The sequence below is a fragment of the Fumia xinanensis genome (assembly GCF_014384905.1).
Classification (GTDB): domain Bacteria; phylum Bacillota; class Clostridia; order Oscillospirales; family Ruminococcaceae; genus Fumia; species Fumia xinanensis.
Map to the genome: position 1 here is coordinate 626,415 of NZ_JACRSV010000001.1, position 22,245 is coordinate 648,659.

At 49.3% G+C, this 22,245-nt stretch carries 18 protein-coding genes; 17 read left to right on the forward strand and 1 reads right to left on the reverse strand.

Annotated elements, in window-relative coordinates:
* The first annotated feature begins 142 nt into the window (after positions 1–142).
* Positions 143–385 (forward strand): helix-turn-helix domain-containing protein, encoded by a 243-nt coding sequence (locus H8710_RS03035; RefSeq protein ID WP_249293929.1) that lies wholly within the window; start codon positions 143–145, stop codon positions 383–385.
* 52 nt (positions 386–437) lie between these two features.
* Here the strand turns inward: H8710_RS03035 and H8710_RS03040 are convergent, their stop codons facing one another.
* The gene (locus H8710_RS03040; RefSeq protein WP_249293930.1) at positions 438–1,235 is read right to left on the reverse strand and encodes a sulfite exporter TauE/SafE family protein; all 798 of its coding nucleotides are present in this window, start codon (positions 1,233–1,235) and stop codon (positions 438–440) included.
* A 422-nt stretch (positions 1,236–1,657) separates the two neighbouring features.
* Here H8710_RS03040 and H8710_RS03045 point away from each other — a divergent pair, with 422 nt between their 5' ends.
* From H8710_RS03045 to H8710_RS03120, 16 genes are all read left to right on the forward strand, one after another.
* Positions 1,658–2,797 carry an anaerobic sulfatase maturase gene (locus H8710_RS03045; protein WP_249293931.1) on the forward strand — a complete coding sequence of 380 codons (1,140 nt, stop codon included), beginning with the start codon at positions 1,658–1,660 and terminating at the stop codon, positions 2,795–2,797.
* Entirely contained in the window at positions 2,798–4,588 is a 1,791-nt protein-coding gene (locus H8710_RS03050) for a sensor histidine kinase (protein WP_249293932.1), read from the forward strand.
* A complete protein-coding gene (locus H8710_RS03055; protein ID WP_249293933.1) occupies positions 4,569–6,038 on the forward strand; it encodes a response regulator transcription factor in 1,470 nt (489 codons plus the stop codon). Before H8710_RS03050 ends, H8710_RS03055 begins: the two co-directional genes overlap by 20 nt.
* Positions 6,039–6,173: 135 nt before the next feature.
* Positions 6,174–7,298 carry an ABC transporter substrate-binding protein gene (locus H8710_RS03060; protein ID WP_249293934.1) on the forward strand — a complete coding sequence of 375 codons (1,125 nt, stop codon included), beginning with the start codon at positions 6,174–6,176 and terminating at the stop codon, positions 7,296–7,298.
* A gap of 215 nt (positions 7,299–7,513) precedes the next feature.
* Positions 7,514–8,302 carry an ABC transporter permease gene (locus H8710_RS03065; protein WP_249293935.1) on the forward strand — a complete coding sequence of 263 codons (789 nt, stop codon included), beginning with the start codon at positions 7,514–7,516 and terminating at the stop codon, positions 8,300–8,302.
* On the forward strand, positions 8,299–9,096 hold the full coding sequence (locus H8710_RS03070; protein ID WP_249293936.1) for an ABC transporter permease: 798 nt from the start codon (positions 8,299–8,301) through the stop codon (positions 9,094–9,096). The genes H8710_RS03065 and H8710_RS03070 overlap by 4 nt, the downstream gene beginning before the upstream one ends.
* Positions 9,069–9,845, forward strand: a complete 777-nt coding sequence (locus tag H8710_RS03075) for an ABC transporter ATP-binding protein (protein WP_430413299.1) — start codon at positions 9,069–9,071, stop codon at positions 9,843–9,845. The genes H8710_RS03070 and H8710_RS03075 overlap by 28 nt, the downstream gene beginning before the upstream one ends.
* 13 nt (positions 9,846–9,858) lie before the next feature.
* On the forward strand, positions 9,859–10,599 hold the full coding sequence (locus tag H8710_RS03080) for an ABC transporter ATP-binding protein (RefSeq protein WP_249293938.1): 741 nt from the start codon (positions 9,859–9,861) through the stop codon (positions 10,597–10,599).
* Between the two features lie 138 nt (positions 10,600–10,737).
* A complete protein-coding gene (locus H8710_RS03085) occupies positions 10,738–12,267 on the forward strand; it encodes a sulfatase (protein WP_249293939.1) in 1,530 nt (509 codons plus the stop codon).
* Between the two features lie 891 nt (positions 12,268–13,158).
* Positions 13,159–14,490 carry an MATE family efflux transporter gene (locus H8710_RS03090; RefSeq protein WP_249293940.1) on the forward strand — a complete coding sequence of 444 codons (1,332 nt, stop codon included), beginning with the start codon at positions 13,159–13,161 and terminating at the stop codon, positions 14,488–14,490.
* 458 nt (positions 14,491–14,948) lie between these two features.
* On the forward strand, positions 14,949–15,629 hold the full coding sequence (locus H8710_RS03095; protein WP_249293941.1) for an HAD family hydrolase: 681 nt from the start codon (positions 14,949–14,951) through the stop codon (positions 15,627–15,629).
* A 130-nt stretch (positions 15,630–15,759) separates the two neighbouring features.
* Entirely contained in the window at positions 15,760–16,290 is a 531-nt protein-coding gene (locus H8710_RS03100) for a ferritin-like domain-containing protein (protein ID WP_249293942.1), read from the forward strand.
* Between the two features lie 47 nt (positions 16,291–16,337).
* On the forward strand, positions 16,338–16,685 hold the full coding sequence (locus H8710_RS03105) for a rhodanese-like domain-containing protein (RefSeq protein ID WP_249293943.1): 348 nt from the start codon (positions 16,338–16,340) through the stop codon (positions 16,683–16,685).
* Positions 16,686–16,907: 222 nt separating this feature from the next.
* Positions 16,908–19,256 carry a bifunctional diguanylate cyclase/phosphodiesterase gene (locus tag H8710_RS03110; RefSeq protein WP_249293944.1) on the forward strand — a complete coding sequence of 783 codons (2,349 nt, stop codon included), beginning with the start codon at positions 16,908–16,910 and terminating at the stop codon, positions 19,254–19,256.
* Positions 19,207–21,819: a sensor domain-containing diguanylate cyclase gene (locus H8710_RS03115; protein ID WP_249293945.1), complete on the forward strand. Its 2,613-nt coding sequence runs from the start codon at positions 19,207–19,209 to the stop codon at positions 21,817–21,819. Before H8710_RS03110 ends, H8710_RS03115 begins: the two co-directional genes overlap by 50 nt.
* Positions 21,820–21,842: 23 nt before the next feature.
* Positions 21,843–22,211, forward strand: a complete 369-nt coding sequence (locus H8710_RS03120) for an ACT domain-containing protein (protein WP_249293946.1) — start codon at positions 21,843–21,845, stop codon at positions 22,209–22,211.
* Positions 22,212–22,245 lie beyond the last annotated feature (34 nt).

Here is a 22,245-nt window from a genome sequence, read left to right on the forward strand (position 1 = left end):
TTATTATAACCGCAGCTTTAAGGGAAAACAAGGTTAATTATGTGGATTTTATAGGTATTACACATAAAATCCTGTATTTTATCTAAAGTGTGCTATAGTGGAAAAACAGTCGGCTGAATTTGCGTGCGGGGAGGTGAATCTTATGTCGGAACTTTTCTTCGACGGGGCAAAGCTCAAGGAACAGCGGGAGAAAAAAGGCTGGTCCTACGAACGGATGGCGGACGAAATCAGCACGCCGGAACACCCCATGACGTCGGAACGCGTCGCTGAGCTGGAACGGATGCGCAGCGAAATCACCCTGGAGGACGTGGTGGATTTCTGTTATTCGCTGTGGCGGAAGGTAAAAGATCTGGAAACCCTCGTGAACGAGCAGGGCTCCCGATGAAAAACAGAAGGTGCGCGGAAATCCGCACACCTTCTGTTTTGCTTTACGTCATTCACGGCAGGTTTTGAACAATGTTGAGCAGGCAAATGACAAAGACCAGAATCTGTACCGCGTTAAACATTTTGTCCACCGTTCGCTCCGGCAGCTCCTTGTTGAGCTTGGAGCCGATAAAGCCGCCCGCCACAGCGCCGATGGCCATGGGAAGCAGCATACTGAGGTCGTAGGACGATAACCCTCCGGGAGACAACAGGATGTCTCCCGCTTTGGAGACCTGAGCAAACAGGATGGTAAAAATGGAGCAGACAGCGGCGGTTTTGGTGTCGAAAGAAAACAGCAAGATCAGCAGAGCCACGTTGATAGGGCCGCCGCCGATACCTAAAAAAGAGGAACAGACGCCGAGAAAAACTCCGGTGAGCAGCGAGGGGAGAATCCCCTCAAAATGAAAGCTGCGGATTGAATCCTTTCGGAGCATGTACAGGAAAACCAAAATGATGAGCAGGGCGAGCACCGTATTTTGGACAATGGTCACCCCTTTGGAAGCGGTTTCGGAATCACCGAGGGAACGCAAAAGGACGCTGAACATCCGATTCCCCAGATTGCCTCCCCAAACTGATCCCAAAGCCAGCGGAATGACGATTTTGGGAATAATTTTAGCTTTTTGCCGGATTTGCTTGAGGACTGAGACCAATGACATGATGAGGACAGTCAGAGAGGACAGCATTCCTACAGTGGCGGCATCGTAATGATGCAACATGTCCAGCACCGGCTTAATGATGACTCCGCCTCCCATGCCAGTCATTGCTCCTATGGTAGTGGCTAAGAGGGAGATGAGAAAATAAACAGCAGCCATGTGAAGGACTCCTTTCGTAAAATTTTCAAGGGCTATTCTGGCTCTGAATGTCCCGGCTTTTGGTGAAAAGCTCTGACTAAAAATACGTGGAAATACCCTTTACCCAAACCTTAGCACCAGATTTTTGCGTTCGTCAATGGTATCCGCAAAAGTGGTAAAAACCTTATAAGTTTTTGTTGTTCTCTTGATTTTTTTGCAGATAGCGGTTCCTTTTATGCATTGATATAACAAAACTGTTGGCAATTATTGGTGGAGAATAACAAAAAAGCACAGTAAAATTGGGGTAAGGAAGGAAATTCTTTTTGTTGTGCTCACTTGACATTTTTTGGAGATAAGAATAAGATTTTATTGTGAGAAGTATCTAAAAACAGATATAAAATTTTTTCGAATCCTGTCGAATAAACAAGAGGGAGGCGTCTTTTATGCCCGCGTGGAATCTGCTCATCAAACCGGCCTCTTCAGCCTGCAACCTGGACTGCAAATACTGCTTTTACCGGGATGTGGCCGCATCGAGAGAAACGCCCTTCCGGGGGATGATGACTGAAAAGACACTGGAACTGCTGGTACGGGAGGCTTTCCGGGACGCTTGCCATTTCTGCGGTTTCAACTTTCAGGGCGGGGAGCCGACGGTGATTGGCCTGCCTTTTTACAGGAGACTGATTGAGCTGCAAAAACAATTTAACCCCAGTGGCATAGAGGTGCAAAACGCTATTCAGACAAACGGGTTTTGCATCGACGAGGAATGGGCGGCGTTTCTGGGAGAGAATGGATTTCTAGTGGGTCTTTCCCTGGATGGGCCGGCGGAGATCCACAACCAAAACCGTGTTGACCAAAACGGCAAGGGAAGCTGGAACCGGGTGATGAAAGCGGCGCGGCTGCTGAAACAATACCGGGTGCCAGTCAACATCCTGTCGGTGGTGACAGGGCAAAGCGTTCGGAAAGCGGAGAGTATTTACCGCTTTTTACGCGGGGAGGGATTTTCTCACCTCCAGTTCATCCCATGCCTCGATCCGTTCGGTGAGGAAGGCGCGGCGGAATATTCCCTCACGGCAGAGCAGTACGGCGAGTTCCTGGTGCGGATATTTGACCTGTGGCGGCGGGATTTTCTTGCGGGAAACTTCATTTCCGTCCGGCACATCGACAACTGGCTGGCTGTCCTCATGGGCGGGGAGCCGGAGGCCTGCGCTCAGCGAGGCCATTGTCAGGTGCAGCTGGTAGTGGAAGGGGACGGAAGCGTCTACCCCTGCGATTTTTACTGCCTGGACCGCTGGAAGCTGGGGCAATTGGGAGAAACGGGCCTTTGTGAGATGCATAATTCCCTGCTGGCCCAGGAATTTCTGGAACCTTCCGCCCGGTTGCCAGACAGGTGCCGGGAATGCCCATATTTTGTTCTCTGCCGCAACGGATGCCGCAGGGAGCGGGCGGAAATCGGGGAGGGCGCGCTGGTCAACATCTACTGCGAAAGCTACCGGTATTTTTTCTCCCGGCGGCTTCGGGAACTGGAAGAGGCGGCCGCAATTTGCCGCCGGCTGCGAAATTTTCGGAAAAGGGGAGGGATTTAGTTGAGCAGGCGAAAACCCATGCGGCTATACCTGCTGCTGTTCCAGCGGGTGTTTATCGTATCTCTTGCAATTATCCTGATGGCCTGCGTAGTGGTCGTTTACCTTTTCTCCCAATATCTTTTGGATGACATCGGCAAAACCAGGGTGGATCTTCTGCGGCAGATCATCAATACAAACCAGACGGTGAGAAATGTGACAACCGTCGTTACCGACGATTTTCACATGGCCTACGCGGGTGGAATAAACGACGGAAAACTGCCGGAGGAAGCAGTAGCGGCGCCTTTGCGGGACGCCAGGGTGGAGCTTCAGCGGTTTGGGATGAATTCCACTATTGACGTCATCTGGGAAAACGGACGGAATTTCTCCAAGGAGGAGCAGGATCCCACTCTGACCCACTCTTTCTGGTTTCTGAGCCTTTTAAACGGCTCCAGCGACCGGACTTGGAACATGCGGTTTCCCGAGGCGGAGGATGCGGACACCTTCGTCCTCTCCTACGGGCGGGGGCTGCGAGACGCGGAGGGGGACATCGTAGGAGCAGTGATCTGCAACACCGCTCATGAGATGGTCTACCGCAATTATTCGAGCCTTCTGCGGGAGGGAAACCAGATTTTTATTCTGGACGAAAACGGCATCGTCGTCAGCCACTCAAACCCTGCCCTCATTGGATTTACCTTGTACCACATGGGCAGCATTGAGAGCGCCGTCAAGAAAAACGACTACAGCATCCGCAGCCTGCGGGGCGATTTGACCATCGTTTCCAGTTATACGAATGTGCAGTCCGGCTGGACCATCGTCGAAGAGCTGAAAGTCTCAAACGTCGTCCACTTTTACCGGAACATCTTTCTGTTCGGCGCCCTGACGGTGCTGGGGGGAATCCTCCTGGCGGCAGGCATTAGCTTTTTGGCGGCGCGGCATATCACAAATCCGCTCACAAGGCTGTCCCAGGAAATGTTGGAGTTCGGGCAGGACGACAATTTCGCGCCCATGCCGGTACAAAACCAGTATTTTGAGATACAGGCCCTGAGCCTTTCCTACAACAAAATGACCCGGCACATCCTGCGGCTCATCGAAAATATCAAAAAGCAGGAGGCAGAACGCCGTAATCTGGAATTTGACTTTTTACAGGCCCAGATCAACCCGCATTTTCTTCACAACACCCTTTTGAACATCAAAAGCCTGGTGGTTATGGGAAAATATGACCAGTCGATAAAAATGCTCAACGCCTTTTTAAAACTTCTCAAAATGCCAGTCACGCCTGATTCCGACGGGCATACCCTGGGGGAGGAAATCGACCATCTCCGCCATTACATCGATTTGATGAGTTTCCGCTACGGAAACGACTTCGCCTTTGAGATCCAGGCAGAGGAAGAGCTGCTGAAGGGGCATCTGCCCCAGTTTATTTTGCAGCCGGTGGTGGAAAACGCCATCTTCCACGGCATCGCCGACCGGGACGGAGACGGTAAAATTTTGGTGCGGGCCCTTTCCACAGGTGGGGAAATCCACATCGAAGTGGAGGACAACGGTGAGGGTATGAGCCCGGACGCTGTAGATAAGCTCTGGGCGCCGGACGACAGCCGGAAATACCGTTTTAATCACGTAGGGCTGAGGAATGTGCGAAGTCGGATCCGCTATGTTTTCGGAGAGGAATCCGACGTGGAAGTGCTGAGCGAACAGGGTATAGGAACCACAGTCCGCATCAAAATCGGAGGCAAACGAGGCCTTTCGGTTTTTCAAAGGGGGGAATCGTCCCCGGAGAGGGAGGAACAAAACTATGAAGATCCTAATCGTTGACGACGAAGCTCCCATCCGGGAGTATATCTCTTACTGCATTCAGGAAGCGGGGCCGGAATTTGAACTTGCGGGCTGTTTCGCCCGGGCAGACAAGGTCCTCGAATACCTGAGAGATGGGGAGGCGGAGCTGCTGCTCTGTGATATCACCATGCCGGGGATGGATGGGCTTGAGCTGTTAAGTGAGGTGCGTAAACGTCACCCCCGGCTGGAAACAGTTGTACTCACCTGCCACGACGACTTTCATTACGCCCGCACCGCTCTCAAAGGCGGTTGTGCCGACTATGTTCTCAAAAGTGAGCTGGACCCTGTCACGATGAAGCAGCTCCTCATGAAGGTGGCTGACCGGAAACGGCAGGCGGAGATGGACGGCCGTATTATCGGATACATCGGTGCGGCTCAGTTTTTGCGGGAAATCATCGCTGACAAGGGAATAACGCGTGTGGATCCAGAAGACCTGAAACTTCACGGTATCCAGCCGGAATCCCAATATTTCGCTATAGTGTTTCAGTATGGAAATAAGCTCTTAAACCGGCTGGAACTGAATCTGCCGCCTTGGCTCAGCCATCCCGCTGTCTTTACTCTGGACAGGGGACGGGCAGTGCTCCTTGGGGGCGTCAGCCTGTCCGGCGGTGAATCGGAGATTTCCAAACAGGTGCAGGCCTTTAAGGGCAATCTGGAACGGCTCAGCGACGGAACGGTGGGAGTGAGCGGCCTTCACCATGATCCATCGGCCCTGAAACAGGCATTTCTTGAGGCCATCGCAGACGCGGATCGGAGGTTTTACGACGGAACCACTTTCATGCGGGGGAATCTCCGATGGGATCCGGATTCCCTGCGGCAGGATCTTCTGTCGCTGCGAAATGCCGCCATCACCGCCGTGGGAGAACGAAATTATCCTGTTTACGCCGACGCAGTGAAGGACATCCTTGCTCGAGTGCGGGGGGGTCAGGTAGGGGCGTCCTTCCTCAAGGAACTTTTGCTGGACATCGTCCGCTCCACACCGGAGATGGGCGAGGACTTCTCCGGAAACATCGAAAAGGCGGCAACAATGGACGGCCTATGTAAAGAGCTGAATCGCTTTAGCGGAGCCCTTATGGAACGAATGCCCCGGTATTCCGAAAATATTTCCGCAGCCCTAGAGCACATCCGGGCCCATTACGCAGAGGACCTTTCTTTACAGGATGTGGCAGGAGCAGTGTACCTCAACAACGAGTATTTTAGCAGGCGGTTCAAAAAAGAGGTGGGAGTAAATTTTTCTGAATATTTGCTGCGCTTGCGGCTCAGCCAGGCCGTCAAACTGCTGCAAAACACCAACCTGCGGGTAGGAACCATTGCTGACCAAGTGGGGATACCAAACGTCAGCTATTTTTCTCTGGTGTTCAAAAAGCAGTATGGCGTTACCCCAAACGAGATGCGCTACCAAATGAAAGGTGAAAAGTCAACAAAATAGTATTTTACGTCAAATAACTAATAGGAATGTGCAAAAAAACAGTGCATAATGACAACAAGAAAAGCCTCTCGGACATAATAGAGGCAAGTGGGGTACGGACAGCATCCGCCCCCATCAGAAAGGAAAGGTGAACTTATGAAAAGCAATCTCTTAAAACGGCTGGCTTGTTGTCTGACTGCGTGTGCATTGATGGCAGCCGCTCTGACAGGATGCGGCGGCAATAATGGCTCTGGCAGCAGCGGAGACCCCTCTGGCAGCAGTCAAAGCAATTCCGGTGAAACTCCGAAATACGATACGCTGAACGTAGGCGTTATCGTCACCACCGTCGGCATCCCCGCCCAATACGCCATGGACAAAGGGTATTTTGCCGAAGAGGGACTGGACGTAAACATCATTGTTTTCCCAACCGGCGCCCCCCTCAATGAGGCCATCGCCGCCAAGCAGATCGACATCGGCTGCTCCGGCTTCGCCACCATCTATTCTTTGGCAAACGGCGACTGCAAATGGATCGCCGACATTAACACCACCGGCGGCATGGGCCTGTTTGCTCGGGCCGACAGTCCCATCGCCCAACAGAAGGGCAACGTTTCCGATCATCCCGACATGCTGGGTAGCGCCGATACTCTCAAGGGCGCTAAGATTTTAGGGCCTCTTGGCACCTCTGCCCAGTTCGCCACCGAAGGTTATATCAGCCAGTTCGGTTTGAGCGACCAAGATGTAGAACAAGTACATATGGAGTTCGCCCCCGCCTATCAGGCATTTTTAGCCGGAGAGGGCGACCTGATTTCCTCCACCATCCCCTTCACCTACGATGCGCCGAGCCAAGGCCTTGTCAAGGTCGCTTCCTTTGAGGAGGCCACCAACGTGGGCTTAGTAGACGGCTGCTTCGCCCGGACCGAAGTGGTGGAAAACCGCCGTGAAGAAGTGGTGAAATTCTTGAAAGTCCTCGTCCGCGCTATGGACGAGCTGGCGGGAGATGACCAGCTCCGCTTCGATTACTGCATGGACAAATTCCATGAAAACGGTCAGGAATTCACTGATGAAAATATGAATCACGAGATCGAGGACCGCCTGTTTATCACAAGCGAATGGCTTAAAAAGAGCGATTACATCTACGCTGAATGCATGGAGCCAGTTTCCCAATTCTTGCTGGGCATCGGTAAACTTACCGACCAAAACCAGCCCAATGTTTCTAAATCTCTGGATGCGTCTTTGCTGGAAGAAGCAACCGGAGTCAAAGTCACAATGCCCTCCAACTAAGACTTTTTCATAATGCCGGCATTTGAACGGCCGCACTCTGCCTGCTGATGCCGGCGAAAAACTCCTTTGAAAACTCCACACCAATGTGCACCTCACAGAAGTGTCTGGTGTGGAGTTTTTTTCGGAAAAATAGGATAAAACATGCCATTTTGAAGAGAAATATCATTTAAATTTTTTCTTTTGGCACTTAATTTTGAAAGGAAAGGGTAACGGATATGAAAAAAAAGAAAAAGCCCTTAAAATATACCCTTATATCAATAGCCTCGGTAGTGGGGTTCCTGCTTTTATGGTGGCTTGCAACCGATGTATTTCATTGGGCGTCCCCTCAGACGCTCCCAAGTCCCGTCACCGTGCTCAAAACTTTTGTAACAAAGCTCACAGACCCCCGCCCTGACAACGGCACCATGTTTGAGCACATCGGAGCCAGTTTGCAGGTGGCTTTGTCCGGTTACTTAATGGGAGTTGTTATAGGAACGCCTCTGGGCATCCTCATGGCCTGGTACAAACCGGTAGATCTGTTCGTTCGGCCGATTTTTGACCTGCTGCGTCCCATTCCCGGCATCGCCTGGATTCCGCTGATGATTATTCTATTCGGCATCGGATTGTTCAGCAAGGTGGTCGTGGTATTTTTAGCGGCCTTTGTGCCCTGCGTCCTCAATTCCTATACCGGCATCCGGCAGACCAAGGACGTTCACCTGTGGGTGGGGCAGACCTTTGGGGCCAGCAATTTCCAGATGCTCGTGCGCATTGCCATTCCTACAAGCCTGCCCTTTGTCATGACCGGTATCCGGGTCGCTTTGGGCGCCGCCTGGACCACCATCGTGGCGGCAGAGCTTTTGGCCTCCACAAAAGGCCTGGGCTTTATGATCCAGCAGGCGAGAGGAATGTACCGGCCTGACGTCATCATCGCCGGTATGGTCGCCATCGGGGCCATCGGCGCGCTGCTGGGCTGGATTCTATCCATCATCGAAAAGAAAGTGGTGAAAGGAGCGAGAGTCAAATGAGTGTAAACAACCGCTTTAAAAATGCGGCCAAATGGCAGAAAGCCGCTTGCGCAGTCCTTTCGATTTTCGCTTTCCTGCTGATTTGGCACTTCGGCACCAATGGGACAGATCTCGGGAAAATTCTGCCCGGCCCTATTGAAGTCATCCAAAAATTCTTCCTGAGTTTTGCTGAACCCATTGGCACTCAGACCATTTTGGGACACATTCTCTGGAGCCTCTCTCGAGTGTTGACCGGATTCATTATCGCGGCAGTTCTGGGGGTCACTTTAGGCGTCACCATGGGCTGGTACCCCCTTGTGGAAGCAATTTTTAAACCCATTATCGAAATCGTCCGTCCCATCCCGCCTATCGCCTGGATTCCGCTGGCGATTCTGTGGTTCGGGTTGGGGGAGACCACGAAATACTTTCTCATCTTTCTGGCCGCCTTTTGTATCATCACTATCAACGCCTACGACGGAGCAAAATCGGTAGATCCGGTTCTCATCGGAGCTGCTAAAATGCTCGGTGCCAACGACCGGCGGATTTTCACATCCATCGTACTGCCTGCTTCGGCGCCCTACATCTTTGCGGGGCTCCAGGTGGCACTGGGCACCGCTTGGGCCACCGTGGTGGCAGCCGAGATGGTTCGTTCGTCGGAGGGAGTTGGCTGGACCATCATTTCCGCCCAGGATTCCAACAACTCCCTGCAAATTTTAGTCGGCATCCTGGCGGTGGGCATCGTGGGATTCGTTCTGGCCATTATTATGAGAACTTTGGAAGCGAGGGTATGTTCATGGAGCGAGAGAGGCAAGTAAAAGACGTCATCGTCTGCGAGAACCTGCAAAAAAGCTTTGAAACGGAACGGGGAAAAGTAGACGTCATCGGAAATGTCAATCTGAAAATAACTGAAAACGAGCTGGTGGTGCTGTTTGGGCCTGGCCAGTGCGGCAAGACCACGCTCATCAACTGTATGGCAGGGTTGGAGACAGCCACCGCAGGGCAGGTGACGGTGGGCGGCAAAAAGGTGGAGGGCCCCGGCCCCGACCGGGGAGTCGTCTACCAGACGACGGCCCTCTTTCCCTGGCTCACCGTCATGGGAAATGTGGAATACGGCCCCAAAAGCCAGGGCGTTCCCAAAAAAGAGCGGCGGGAGCGGGCCATGCACTACATCAAATTGGTGGGGCTTGAGGGCTTTGAAAACGCCCTGCCCGCCAAGCTATCGGGAGGGATGCAGCAACGTGTCGGCATCGCCAGGGCCTACTGCAACGAACCGGTTGTCATGTTCATGGACGAGCCCTTCGGTCATCTGGACGCCCAGACCCGTTATCTGATGCAGGAGGAGCTTGTCCGAATCTGGGAGCAGGAAAAGCGCACTGTGGTTTTTGTGACCAACAACATCGAGGAGGCGGTGTATCTCGCCGACCGCATTGTGGTCATGACCAACTGCCCCACAACGGTGAAACAGGAATTTACCATCGACTTGCCCCGCCCCCGCAACTATGTAGACCCTGAATTTCTGCGGCTGCGGGAGGAAATCTCCGCCGTCGTAGACAAGGCACAGTAAAGGAGGTGGATTTATGAACGAGATTAAGGTTAAAGTGGACCATATGACCAAGTGCTTTGGGGATTTGAAGGTTTTGGACGACATTTCCTTCGAGGTGAAAAAAGGGGAATTTCTGTGCATCGTCGGACCGACGGGCTGCGGCAAAACCACCTTTTTAAACTGCATCACCAAGCTTTACACTCCCACCTCCGGCGAGATCCTCGTAAACAACGAGCCGGTCAATCTGAAAAAGCACAACATCGCCTATATTTTTCAGGAGTATTCCGCTATGCCCTGGTTGACGGTGGAGCAAAACGTGGCCTTCGGCCTCAACGTCAAGCACACTCCCAAGGACATAGTGAAAAAAGAGGTAGCCCAGGTGCTGGAAACAGTGGGCCTCACCAAATACAAGGACTATTACCCGGTGGAGCTGTCCACCAGTATGATCCAGCGGGTGGTCATCGCCCGGGCCTTCGCCACCAAACCGGAGCTGCTGTTAATGGATGAGCCTTATGGACAATTGGACGTGGAACTGCGTTTCCGTCTGGAGGACGAGCTGATCAGACTCTGGAAGCAGACCGGCACCACCGTTATCTTTATTACCCACAACATCGAGGAAGCGGTGTACTTAAGCGAAAATATCCTCGTCCTCACCAACAAGCCCACCACCATTAAGGAGCGGATCGAAAATCCGCTGCCCCGGCCCAGAGTCGTCACCGACCCGGAGTTTATCGATCTGCGAAACCAGGTGACCGAGCTCATCAAGTGGTGGTAATACAGTTTACCCAAAGCGGCGGAGGTCTTTTCTTTTCACCCTTGCCCGCGCCGCTTTTGTAAAATCTTCAACAGGGAAGGAATCGTAAAAAACGGTTTCTTCCCTCGAGAAAATCTGTTTGGAAAGGTCTGATGATGAATGCGAGCGGTATTCATTCTGGCGGACAGTATCAACCGCCGTTTTTTAAACGCCTACGGGGCCGCGGAAAGGGCAGTGACCCCAAATCTCGACCGGCTGGCGGAGCGGAGCGTCGTTTTTGACAACCACTGGTGCGGTTCCTCCCCCTGTATGCCGGCGCGGCGGGATATTCTCACCGGGCGGCTCAACTTTCTCGAGCGCCCCTGGGGCGGCATCGAGCCCTTTGACCAGGTTTTACCCTCCCTGCTATCGGAGCAAAACGTCTACACCCACATGGAAACCGACCATTTTCACTACACCGAAATCGGCGGAGAGAACTATTGGGGGCATTTTACTTCCTGGAATCTCCACCGCGGCGTCGAGCATGACACGGTAAACTGGGGACCGGACAAGACGGGAATCCCTCATCCGGAGCGTCCAGAGGGCTTTTGCGGGCTCTATTCGCCGTCCTATGAAGTCACCAAATCCCTTTACGGCGGCAACCCGGAGAAATACTCCACCCCCCGCACCTACAATGCGGCGGCCCAGTGGCTTCAGAAAAACCACGACGCCGACAACTTTCTCCTCTGGGTGGAGGGCTTCGATCCCCATGAACCTTTCGATGTGCCAAAGGAATACATGGACTTGTACGAGGACGACCACTTTGAAAACAGTGAGCAGACTTACTGGCCCCGCTACGAGCGCTCCGACGGCTACACCCCGGAGGAAATTGCCCATCTGCGGCGGCGGTACAAAGCTCTCCTTTCGATGACCGACCACTACATCGGAAAGCTGCTCGACGTCCTCGACCAAAACGACATGTGGAAGGACACCATGGTCATCTTCACCACCGATCACGGCTTCATGCTGGGCGAGCACGGCTTTTTTGCCAAGTGCTACATGCCCGATTACAACGAGGTGTTTCACATCCCGCTGATGATTTCGATGCCGGGAATCAAACCCGGCCGCTGTGGTGCTCTCACCCAGAATATTGACATGTTTCCCACCTTCCTGGAATTGTTCGGCGTGCCGGAAAGCCGGTGCGTAAACCCTATCCACGGAAAAAGCCTGCTGCCGCTGCTGCGGGGGGAAGTGGAAAAACTACGGGAAGCGGTTCTGTATGGCGTGTTCGGCAAGACGGTGAACGTCACCGACGGCCGGTATACCTATCTGAAAAAACCGGTTACAGAGGACAACCAGCCCCTCACCATCTATGCGTCGGTGATGGCGCTTTTAAACAAATACATCGGCCTTGATTCGGTCAAGACGGAAGATTTTGGGAAAATTCGGATGGGGAAGGGACTTTGCTGGACCGACTACCCAGTTTACGAAGTCCCCACCGAGATCATCGACTGGGGCAACTACTGCCTCGATTTCAGAATCCTACACCGGTTTGTGGAGGAGGATATGCTGTTCGACTTGGAGAATGACTACGAACAAAATCACAATCTTCACGACGAGGCCCTCAAGGAAAAAATGTGTCGCCTCATGCGGCAGGCCATGTTGGACTGCCAGAGTCCCGAGGAACAGTTTGTACGGATGGGATTGTAACAAAAAAGGGGAGGCTTTACCTCCCCACTGTATTTTCCAAAAAAATCGTTGTTTTTTGTGAGGCCGCGAAAAGCCGTTCCCCTACGGTGAAAAGTTCTTTCTCCCCGAAAATGTCCGCGGCTTCACGAAAGACAACGATTTTTGTCTCAAAACGGTATTTTTAAAAATATATTTTATGCACTAAAATATATACGCCACTTTTTATGTAATATATGCAATAAAAATTGTCAATAAACAAAAAAATCTGTATTCGAGTTTTTTTCGACAAAGATAATTTTTCACATTTGGTATAATAATCCACGTGATAAAATGTTAACTGGAGTGTGGCCCCGCGCAGCTCTGCGTGGGGCCGGGATCGCTGACGGGATCTGCTCCCGTGAAAATGTACGGACGGTATTTTTCCCGTCCGTACATTTCTTTTTTCTAAAATTTTAGTAGTAATGTATTGGCCCAAAGATGGAGTACAATACAGCGATGACGAAAATATTCAAAGATACAATAATCAGAGTTTTTAAAATGCGATGGTCTTCTCTTTCCATAAAAAGCAACATTCCTTTCCGGGAGTTTTGGCGGATATTGTACAGCGAAATTGCCGCCATCGCCTTAGTGACAAAGACACAAAAGCCCATATGTGAAAGTCTATTTTCACACGAATTTTTCCTTTTCAGCGGCGGCTTTTTTATCATGCCCCGGCAGGTGAATTTTTTCCATCTACTTGACAAACAGCTCACTTATCTGATAGAATAAAGCAAATTGAATTTCCCGAACGATGTCCGCCGCCGGGTGGCATGGTTCATTTGGGACAAAATGAACGTATCGTTAGGCCTTTGGATACAGGTCTGGCGATTTTTTTGTGCGCAGCGGTAATTTTGCAGAAGGAGGGATTTTTTAATGATTGGTCAGAAGTCCATTCTAACAACTATTTTTCACTATATTTTGATGAACATATGTAGCATGATTGGACTGTCTTGCTACATCTTGGCCGACACCTATTTTATCGCAAACGGCGTAGGCAGCGACGGCCTTGTCGCCCTCAACATTGCCATTCCAGCGTACAGCGTGGTCAATGGAATCGGTCTGCTGCTTGGAATCGGAGGCGCGACCATGTTTGCCATCGCCCGAGGGGCAGGGGATCCGGAAAAAGGAAACCGAATATTCTCGCAGGTACTGGTGATCGCGGCGGCACTGGGGATAGTTTTTTCGCTGGCAGCTCTTCTGTTTGCGCGGCCTGTCGCCGAAATGCTTGGCGCACACCCCAGTATTCTCCCTCTGACCGAAAAATATCTTCGTGTTACCATGGGATTTTCGCTTGCATTTATACTCAATAACGTGATGGTCGCATTTGTGCGAAACGATGGGAAGCCCAATCTTGCCATGGCGGCTATGCTGTCGGGAAGTGTTGCAAATATTATTTTCGACTATATTTTGGTATTTCCGATGAAGTTAGGCATGTTCGGCGCGGCACTCGCCACGGGGTTTTCTCCAGTGATCAGTTTATGCATCCTGTCTGTTCACCTGATCCGCCGGCAGAACCGCTTTCATTTTAAGCGTCCCCGCTTTTCCTTTGAAGAACTGCGGCGGGTTATAGGATCCGGGACGCCTTCGTTTATTCTGGAGCTTTCCAACGGTGTCGTCATCCTGGTTTTCAACATGGTACTGCTGTCTATTTCGGGGGACACAGCGGTGGCAGCTTACGGCATTATCGCAAACGTTGCATTGGTCTGTATTTCAATTTTTACCGGCATTGGGCAGGGCATCCAGCCAGTAGTCAGCCACTGTTACGGGGCGGGGGATTTAGCCTCTGTCCGGAAGGCGCTCCTCTGCGGCACAGGACTAAGTCTCCTTTGTGGATGCCTGCTCATGGGCATCGGAATGCTTTTTCCCGAACCAATCATCGCTGCTTTCAACCGGGAAAACGATCCGGTTTTATCGGCAATGGCCCTGGAAGGAATTCGGATTTATTTTATTTCCTTCCTTTTTGCCGGAATCAGCATCGTACTGACAGCTTATTTTGCCGCTTCTGCCAAACCATTTCCTTCGCTTACTCTCTCGTTGCTGAGAGGAATTGCGGCGGTGGTGCCTTTAGCTCTTATTTTGCCCAGGATATTTGGATTGAGCGGAGTGTGGGCGGCAGTTCCAGTCGCCGAAGCAATTACACTGATGGTGGGCGCTGCGTTTTACCTAAAGAGTCGCGGGAAAAGTGGAGACAGCACGGCATCATAAATAAAGCGCTGGCGGGAAGTTTCCCGTCGGCGCTTTGACTTTTAGGCCTATATGCTGTATCTGGCAATCCGCACAGTTACATCCCTTTCAGCGTATTATTCCAGCGCTTGCTCCAAAAACTACACGACTTGCCAGCCGTCAAAACATGCATGACGGCCAATTCTTCTTATTCGTTTTGGGTAAACAGGAGACAGCGGAATTTTCGAATATGCATGTTATCGTTCCTTCTGGTTCAGTTGCTTTTTTTCATTATAAACCATGGGGTTAGAAAAATAGCTTTTTATAAAAATTAAAAAGTGGATAATTTGTTAATAAAAATGGCGTTTTGTACAAATTTGAAATGTAAAATCACTGCAAAATATACGAAAAAAGTAGGTGTATTCCCTTGAATCCCTACATTCCTTGTGTTATACTCAATTTGACAAGAAACTCACAATCGTTTCAGACGGAGGAAAAAAATGACCTGTAAAGGGATTATTTTTGATATGGACGGTACTCTTCTCGACTCCATGGGATACTGGAACCGAATTGGAGAGTATTTCCTGGCTTATCACAAACTGCCAAAAGACACGGATTTTATCGAAAAAGTATCGGCAATGGGCGTAAAAGAACTACGTGAATATGTCAATGAACGCTATGGATTCCATTACGACAAGGATTCATTTTATAAAGACTACCACGAGGTGATGGAGCCGATTTATATGACTATGGTGAAGCCCAAACCCTATGTGCGGGAGTTTTTAAAATATCTGAAGGGCAGAGGGATTAAAACCTGTATCGCCACCGCCACCCGCCATTCCACCGCAGAAATGGTGCTCAGGCATTTGGGCTTGATGGATGACATAGAATTCATGATTTCCTGCTCCGATGTGGGCGCCGGAAAAAATCGGCCGGACATCTACCTCAAAAGCTGCGAGATGATGGGACTCTCCGTTTCAGACACAGTGGTGTTCGAGGATGTGCCCATGTGCATCGAAACGGCGAAAAAAGCCGGCTTTAAAGTGGTGGGCGTATTTGATGAGTATGCACCCAAGGGAGACAATGCCCTGGCGCAAAAACTCAGTGACAGATACATTGTTAGTTATGACGAGCTGCTTCCTTATATCAAAGAGGAAAAAAACGTAAGCCGCGCTGTATAAATCCGCTATTATTGTACTGGGGAACCTGTTATAGGCTCTCCGGTACTTTTTTGGTTTATAGAGCCTCTGAGAGTCTTTTCTCTATGTTTTTTACATATAAATGGAGCGAAAACGTTGAGGAGGGCAAATAATGAAACTAGAACAAGCAGGAAAAATCCCGGTTGCAGCACCTGAACCTTATCCGCCCATCAAGGTGGAGGGCAAAAACCATCATTATGCCCAGCTGCTGGGGCAAGATTTGGCCTCGTCCTGGGGAGAAATGTCGGCTATCTACGAATACCTTTATCAGCATTGGATTTTAAGCGAGCCTCAGGCCGCACTTCAAACGGTTTTGTTTCGGATTGCCCAGGTGGAGATGCACCATTTAAACATTTTGGGGCAGCTGATCCGTTTATTGGGTGGCGATCCGAAATGCCAGTATTCTTCCGGACACAATCCGGTGGTCTGGAATGGTAACATGGTCAATTACAACAAAGGGATCCGCCAAATATTAAGCTATGACATTGTAAGTGAACAGTCTGCCGCCGATAGTTATCTTAAACAGGCACAGCTGATAAAAGATTCCAGTGTGTCCGTGATGCTTCGGCGTATGGCACGGGACGAATTGGTGCACCGGGATATTTTCAGCGGTTTTTTAAAGGAAATAGGGGTGAGCAAATAAGTCCTGGGCATACTATTCTTAACTTTTGGGAGAGGATGATAGATAGTATGCACAGCGGTTTAGGATTTTTCCACGCAAAAATTCAGTCGATCCCTATGAAAGAAGCCCTTGAGACACTTAAAAAACGGAAGGATAAAATCACTTTGTTGGATGTGCGTCTGCCTCACGAATATGAGAAGGGACATCTAAAAGGGAGTATTAATATCCCGCTTTCCAAGCTGGAACAGGCGGAAAAGCAGATCGGAGATAAGGAAAGAAAGCTGTTCGTTTATTGCCGAACCGGTGCCCGCAGTGCGCAGGCCTGCGCGATCCTGATGAAAATGGGATATTCCGATCCTGTCAACATTGGAGGAATCGAGGAAGTGGACGAAAAGGAAAAGTTTTTCCAAGTATAATAATCTGCTGGGCTGTTATCTTGCATGTTAGCGAATAACAGCTCTTTTTATATAAAAGTTTGCTTTCCTTTGTTTGTAATGATATAATAAAAAATAACTGTTCTAATTGATCATAGGAAGCACCTCATATACTATGTTTTGTTACAGTTAACGAAGAAAAAGTTTATATCGTGCAACCAGCTGCGATATTCCGCCGCCAATACACCACAAAGGGTGAAATAGATGAAAAACACAAAGGAATCTCAGCTACAGAAAAGCACTTCTCCAAGGCTGCTCCTCATGATTACGGCTGCGATATTGTTTATCTGTCTTATTTCCAGCGCCAGCTTTTTTTATGTCCGACAGTTGGAGGACGCTATCCAAGATGAGACAGATTCCAATTTGATTGAAATTGCCGAACAGCTTTCCATAATCGTGGACAACCAGGTTCAGGGAAATCTGAGAAATTTGGAGAGTATTGCGCTGTTTCTCCGCGCTTTTGACAATATTGAAGAGGCGAGAATTACGCAGTTCATCGAGACGGAAGCTGTGCGGTACAGCTATGAAAAAATTTTTCTTTCCAACGAGAGCGGTCACACGCTGTTTTCTGATGGCAGCTTGGGCAGTATCGCGGATATGAAATTTTATTCGCGGGCCATGGACGGGGAAAGCGTGATTACTGTTGTTTCCAGCAGCAACCAGAATTGGATTATTTACGCCACCCCCATCTACAGCCAATCTGGCAGAGAAATAATCGGTGTGTCCGGAGCAGTACAAAATCTAGAGAGCCTGAGCAATTCTTTGGAAGTAGATTTCTTTGGCGGTGAGGGATATGTCCAGCTGGTGAAAGCAGATGGCACCGCAATCGTTGAATCACAGCATAAGTATGCCATTGGCCCTTATGACAATTATTTTGATGCGTTGGAGGAAAGCGGATATCAAGACGGCGGACAGAACAGTCTGAACAGCTTGAGGAAGGATATGGCGGAAGGACGTACCGGAATCATAGGTTTGATGAGAGGAAGCCGTGAATGCCGGATGTGCTATATGCCACTAACTACGAATAATTGGTATTTGCTCACTGTTGTACCTATCAGCGTTATCAACACCAAAACTGATTATTTTGTGCAGAACACGGCTATAATTTGCGTACTAATTACAATATTATTTCTGGTGCTGATCTTAGCACTGATTGGACTGCACAATTCCAGCCGTAAAAAACTCGAAAGAATGGCATATACTGATGCGGTTACCAATGGCCTTAACTGGCGCAGTTTTGAAGCGCAAACCGGGGAGATTTTGAAAAAAGCCCGAGAATCGGAATATGTGATGGGGCATCTTAATCTCCAAAAATTCAAACTTATCAACGATATGTATGGCCGGGAAGCAGGGAATAAGACTCTCCGGTATGTCTATGACACTATTCAGGAACTTTTGGCGCCGGATGAACTGGTTTCCCGCGTTAGTGCCGACAATTTTAATTTATTGCTACGATTTACTTCGGAAGAAGGGATTGCCAAAAGGGTACAGGAATTCTACCATTATCTCAACCGGTTTAATGAGGGAAGATTGCAGAAATATTGGCTTACTTTTACGCAGGGATTTTTTATCATTGACGACCCTAAACTTGAATTATCTACTATGCAGGAGAGAGCCAATATTGCCCGGCAAAGCAGAGAGAATGGGCTGGGTTCCCGGGCAGGCGTCGCATTTTATGATGACAGCAGCCGCGCCTCTCTCCTGATGGAAAAAAATATTGAAAACAAAATGGAAATGGCCCTCAAAAATCGAGACTTTTTTGTCTATCTTCAACCAAAATATGAGCTTGCCAACCGAACGATTGCCGGAGCGGAGGCGCTGGTGCGCTGGAGAGACCCGGAACAGGGGATGCTTCTGCCGGATCTGTTTATTCCGGTATTTGAACGAAATGGATTTATTGTTCGGCTTGATCTTTATGTATTTGAAGAAGTGTGTCGGAGTATCCGCAGATGGCTCAACGAAGGGAAAAAGGTGACTCCGATTTCGGTGAACCTTTCCCGCGCCCATTTACCTGATCCCGACTTTTTGGAGCCCTATCGAAAAATATGTGACAAATATGAAGTATCCCCATCCTTGTTGGAATTTGAGCTGACTGAATCCATTATGTTTGAAAACTTTAAATCCCTTGCGCCAGTTATTGAAAATATGCATCAGGCGGGCTTTACCTGTTCTATGGATGATTTTGGAAGCGGCTACTCATCTCTCAACATTCTCAAGGAAATGCCTGTGGATGCTATCAAGCTGGATCGGGACTTTTTCCTTCCGGGAAGCAAAACGGACATTACCCGAGGGAAATCTGTCATTGAGACTGTAATTGAACTTGCAAAAAAATTGCATATTAAAACCGTCGCTGAAGGAATTGAGACATTGGAACAGGTTGACTACCTGAAAGCAGCCGGCTGCGACATGATACAGGGATTTGTGTTTGCAAAACCAATGCCGATTCCAGAATTCGAGAAACTTGCTTACCCGATCGGTGGAAAGCAGAAGGAGGCCGCAGGCGATGGATACGGAGCATGTCGTCCAGACATGGGCGAAACGGGCGCTGATTGATTCGATCCCTGGAGGGGTTATCGAATTTCGGTCTTCGGATGGTGCGGTAATTTTTGCCAGCGATGGATTTTATTGCCTAACTGGGTACAAACGAGAGGATTTTGAGCAGCTTTTTTCTGCAGATCCCATTGGTTTTATCCATCCCGATGACCGCGCCCTGGTTCAAGGGCAACTGAAAGGACTGCTTTCTGATGATACCCGGATTGAACTCCGGTACCGTATCTGTAGAAAATCCGGAACGGTGAGCTGGGTCAGGGTATGCGGGCACCTCATTCCTGGCTCCGACCGCTGCCTGTGTGTGATTTTGGATGAAACGGCTCAGGTATTAGCTTATCAGCAAATGGAGCGGGCGAAAACAGAAAGCGATGCCCTGATTAATTCTATCCCCGGTGGCGTGCTGCGTCTGGCGGTGGGCGAGAACATTCGCATTACCTTTGCCAGCGATGGCTTTTATAAGATGCTGGGCTATGAAAAGGAAGCATTTGAGCAGGAAATCAGCGGTGAAGATGTTATAACGATTATCTTTCCAGAGGACAGAGAATCATTTAGGCGTACAGTTTTGGAGCAGTTCCGCGAAAAAAGGGAGGCCTCTTCTTTTGAGTATCGTGTTTTGCACAAAAATGGAGAAATTCGATGGCATCTTTTCAACGGAGTGCGAATGACGCGGCCGCATGGGGAATCCATTTTGCAATGTGTCGTCATCGACATCACTAATATGAAAAAAACCAAGGCAGAACTGGACATTAACTTGGAACGGTATCGGATCCTTTTAGAGCACGCTGACGGCGCTATTTTTGACTGGGATCTAGTTAATGACCGGATATACATATCAGCCGCATTTGAGGCGAAATTTGGCTACGCTTTGCCGGAAGAAATGTTCTCCCATACGCTGCTGCATTCCGGCTTGGTTTTCGCAGACGATCTGACGGTAGTAAACAGCGCTGTTAAGCAGGCAAACTGCGGAAAACTGACCAAGGGGGAGCTGGAGTGCCGCATCAAAAAGAAGGATGGAATTTATATCTGGTGCAAAAGCAGTTTTACCGTCTTGTTTGATGAAAATAGAAAAGCAATAAAGACTTTCGGCATTCTCACCGATATCGACCGATACAAAAGGGAAAATGAAAAACTAGGAGCCAAGGCACATCAGGATTTGCTTACCGGGCTTTTCAACAAAGTGACGACAGAGGAACTTGTCAAAGAATCCCTCCTTCAAAATATCAATCAAAAGCACGCACTTTTTATACTGGATGTGGATAATTTTAAGGAAATCAACGATACGATGGGGCATTTGCCGGGTGATGAGGCTTTGGTGGAAATCGCCCAGCATATCCGAAAACAGTTTCGTTCTGAGGATATTGTTGGACGCATCGGTGGAGACGAATTTGCGATTTTCCTAAAGAACATCAAAAGCCAGGAAATTATTGAGCGAAAAGCTGAGTTGCTTGCTGAAGTCTTCAGCAAATCTCTCACTGCCGCCAAAACAGGAGGCAGGGTATCCATTAGCATCGGCGTTTCTGTGTATCCTCACGATGGAAAAACATATGAAGAGCTGTTCAAAAAGGCTGATGTAGCGCTGTATTACTCTAAACAGCAGGGGAAAAACTGTTACCATCTTTATTCCAAACAGGTGGATAAGTTATACGACCGGTACTCACGCAGTATGCGTTTGGATCGGATTGATAGTGAGAAATCTGTATCGGGGAACTTTGAGCGTTATGTTTTTCAGACCCTTTGTGAGACTCCGGATACAGAGCGGGCAATCAATATGATTCTGGATATGACAGCCCGGATTTATCGGTTTGAACATATTTATATCTACGAGGATCTCCATAACCCAGAAGGCGCCTTGAAGACATTTGAGTGGTGTGCCCGGGCCAATATGGCTTATCCAGAGCGAGGAGTGCCGTTTCAACAGGAGACAGGGGAGCATTATCTGGCGCTTTGCGATAGTAATGGCATTTTTTACAGCCGCGATACATCGTTGCTGCCGGAACCGTTTTCGTCAGTGCTTCAGAAAGTGGAGGCGCGTTCGGTGCTTCACATTCCCATGAAGGACGGCACCCATATTAAGGGACTCATCGGTTTTTCAGAGACCCATTCCGATCGGGTGTGGAATCAGAAAATTATTGACAGTGCTGTACTAATTTCTAAAATTATCAGCATGCATTTGATGCGAAATCGCAGTCATCAGCAACTTCAAACAGCCAAGCAATTGGACGAGCGAGTGCTGGATCAAATCCATGCCGGCTGCTATGTGGTGAACAGCCAATACCATATTGTCTATATCAACCGTCAGTTGCGAAATCTAGGATTGGAGATTCGGACAGGAGAAAGGTGTTATAGGGTTTTCCGTGACCGGGAGGAACCCTGTGAAGACTGTCCTATCCGGTATTTGTCCCAAAAGAAAGATGATAGATACACCCAGAAGCTGTTTATGGAGCGATTCGGCATGTGGGAAGAGGTGACGGCCTCACGTATCGATTGGATGCAAGGACAGCAGGCTTATTTGCTGACCTGTTATGACGTTTCTCATTACGTCATGGATCAGGATGACCGTTCTTAAAGACAACTGGGAGGGCGATGTATATGGATTTACAAAAGCTGGACGGAGAGTGGTCGGTTTGCCAGTTGCGCAGCGCAGTGGGACTAGACAAGGAAAAGCCGTTTCTTTTTCTTGGAAAAACAGATAGGGAACTTTCTGCTGTTTGTCCCACCGAGTACTGTAAATCCCTCGACTGTGTGAAACAAGAAGACGGTTGGTGCGGTTTTCGCGTCGAAGGCACACTGGACTTTTCATTGATTGGAATTTTGGCGGAAATTTCCGCTATTCTCGCCGGAGCAGATATCGGTATTTTTGTCATTTCTACCTTTGATACCGATTATGTATGGGTTAAGAAAGAGCGGTGGGAAGATACGAAAGCTATTTTGGAAGAAAATGGTTATCAGTTCCGGTGATCAAATGAACCATTTGTATCACGCTGTAAGTTTA

Coding starts and splice junctions, on each gene's coding strand:
- H8710_RS03035 (WP_249293929.1), top strand. CDS start 143: ATGTCGGAACTTTTCTTCGACGGGGCAAAGCTCAAGGAACAGCGGGAG.
- H8710_RS03040 (WP_249293930.1), bottom strand. CDS start 1,235: ATGGCTGCTGTTTATTTTCTCATCTCCCTCTTAGCCACTACCATAGGA.
- H8710_RS03045 (WP_249293931.1), top strand. CDS start 1,658: ATGCCCGCGTGGAATCTGCTCATCAAACCGGCCTCTTCAGCCTGCAAC.
- H8710_RS03055 (WP_249293933.1), top strand. CDS start 4,569: ATGAAGATCCTAATCGTTGACGACGAAGCTCCCATCCGGGAGTATATC.
- H8710_RS03060 (WP_249293934.1), top strand. CDS start 6,174: ATGAAAAGCAATCTCTTAAAACGGCTGGCTTGTTGTCTGACTGCGTGT.
- H8710_RS03065 (WP_249293935.1), top strand. CDS start 7,514: ATGAAAAAAAAGAAAAAGCCCTTAAAATATACCCTTATATCAATAGCC.
- H8710_RS03070 (WP_249293936.1), top strand. CDS start 8,299: ATGAGTGTAAACAACCGCTTTAAAAATGCGGCCAAATGGCAGAAAGCC.
- H8710_RS03075 (WP_430413299.1), top strand. CDS start 9,069: ATGTTCATGGAGCGAGAGAGGCAAGTAAAAGACGTCATCGTCTGCGAG.
- H8710_RS03080 (WP_249293938.1), top strand. CDS start 9,859: ATGAACGAGATTAAGGTTAAAGTGGACCATATGACCAAGTGCTTTGGG.
- H8710_RS03085 (WP_249293939.1), top strand. CDS start 10,738: ATGCGAGCGGTATTCATTCTGGCGGACAGTATCAACCGCCGTTTTTTA.
- H8710_RS03090 (WP_249293940.1), top strand. CDS start 13,159: ATGATTGGTCAGAAGTCCATTCTAACAACTATTTTTCACTATATTTTG.
- H8710_RS03095 (WP_249293941.1), top strand. CDS start 14,949: ATGACCTGTAAAGGGATTATTTTTGATATGGACGGTACTCTTCTCGAC.
- H8710_RS03100 (WP_249293942.1), top strand. CDS start 15,760: ATGAAACTAGAACAAGCAGGAAAAATCCCGGTTGCAGCACCTGAACCT.
- H8710_RS03105 (WP_249293943.1), top strand. CDS start 16,338: ATGCACAGCGGTTTAGGATTTTTCCACGCAAAAATTCAGTCGATCCCT.
- H8710_RS03110 (WP_249293944.1), top strand. CDS start 16,908: ATGAAAAACACAAAGGAATCTCAGCTACAGAAAAGCACTTCTCCAAGG.
- H8710_RS03115 (WP_249293945.1), top strand. CDS start 19,207: ATGGATACGGAGCATGTCGTCCAGACATGGGCGAAACGGGCGCTGATT.
- H8710_RS03120 (WP_249293946.1), top strand. CDS start 21,843: ATGGATTTACAAAAGCTGGACGGAGAGTGGTCGGTTTGCCAGTTGCGC.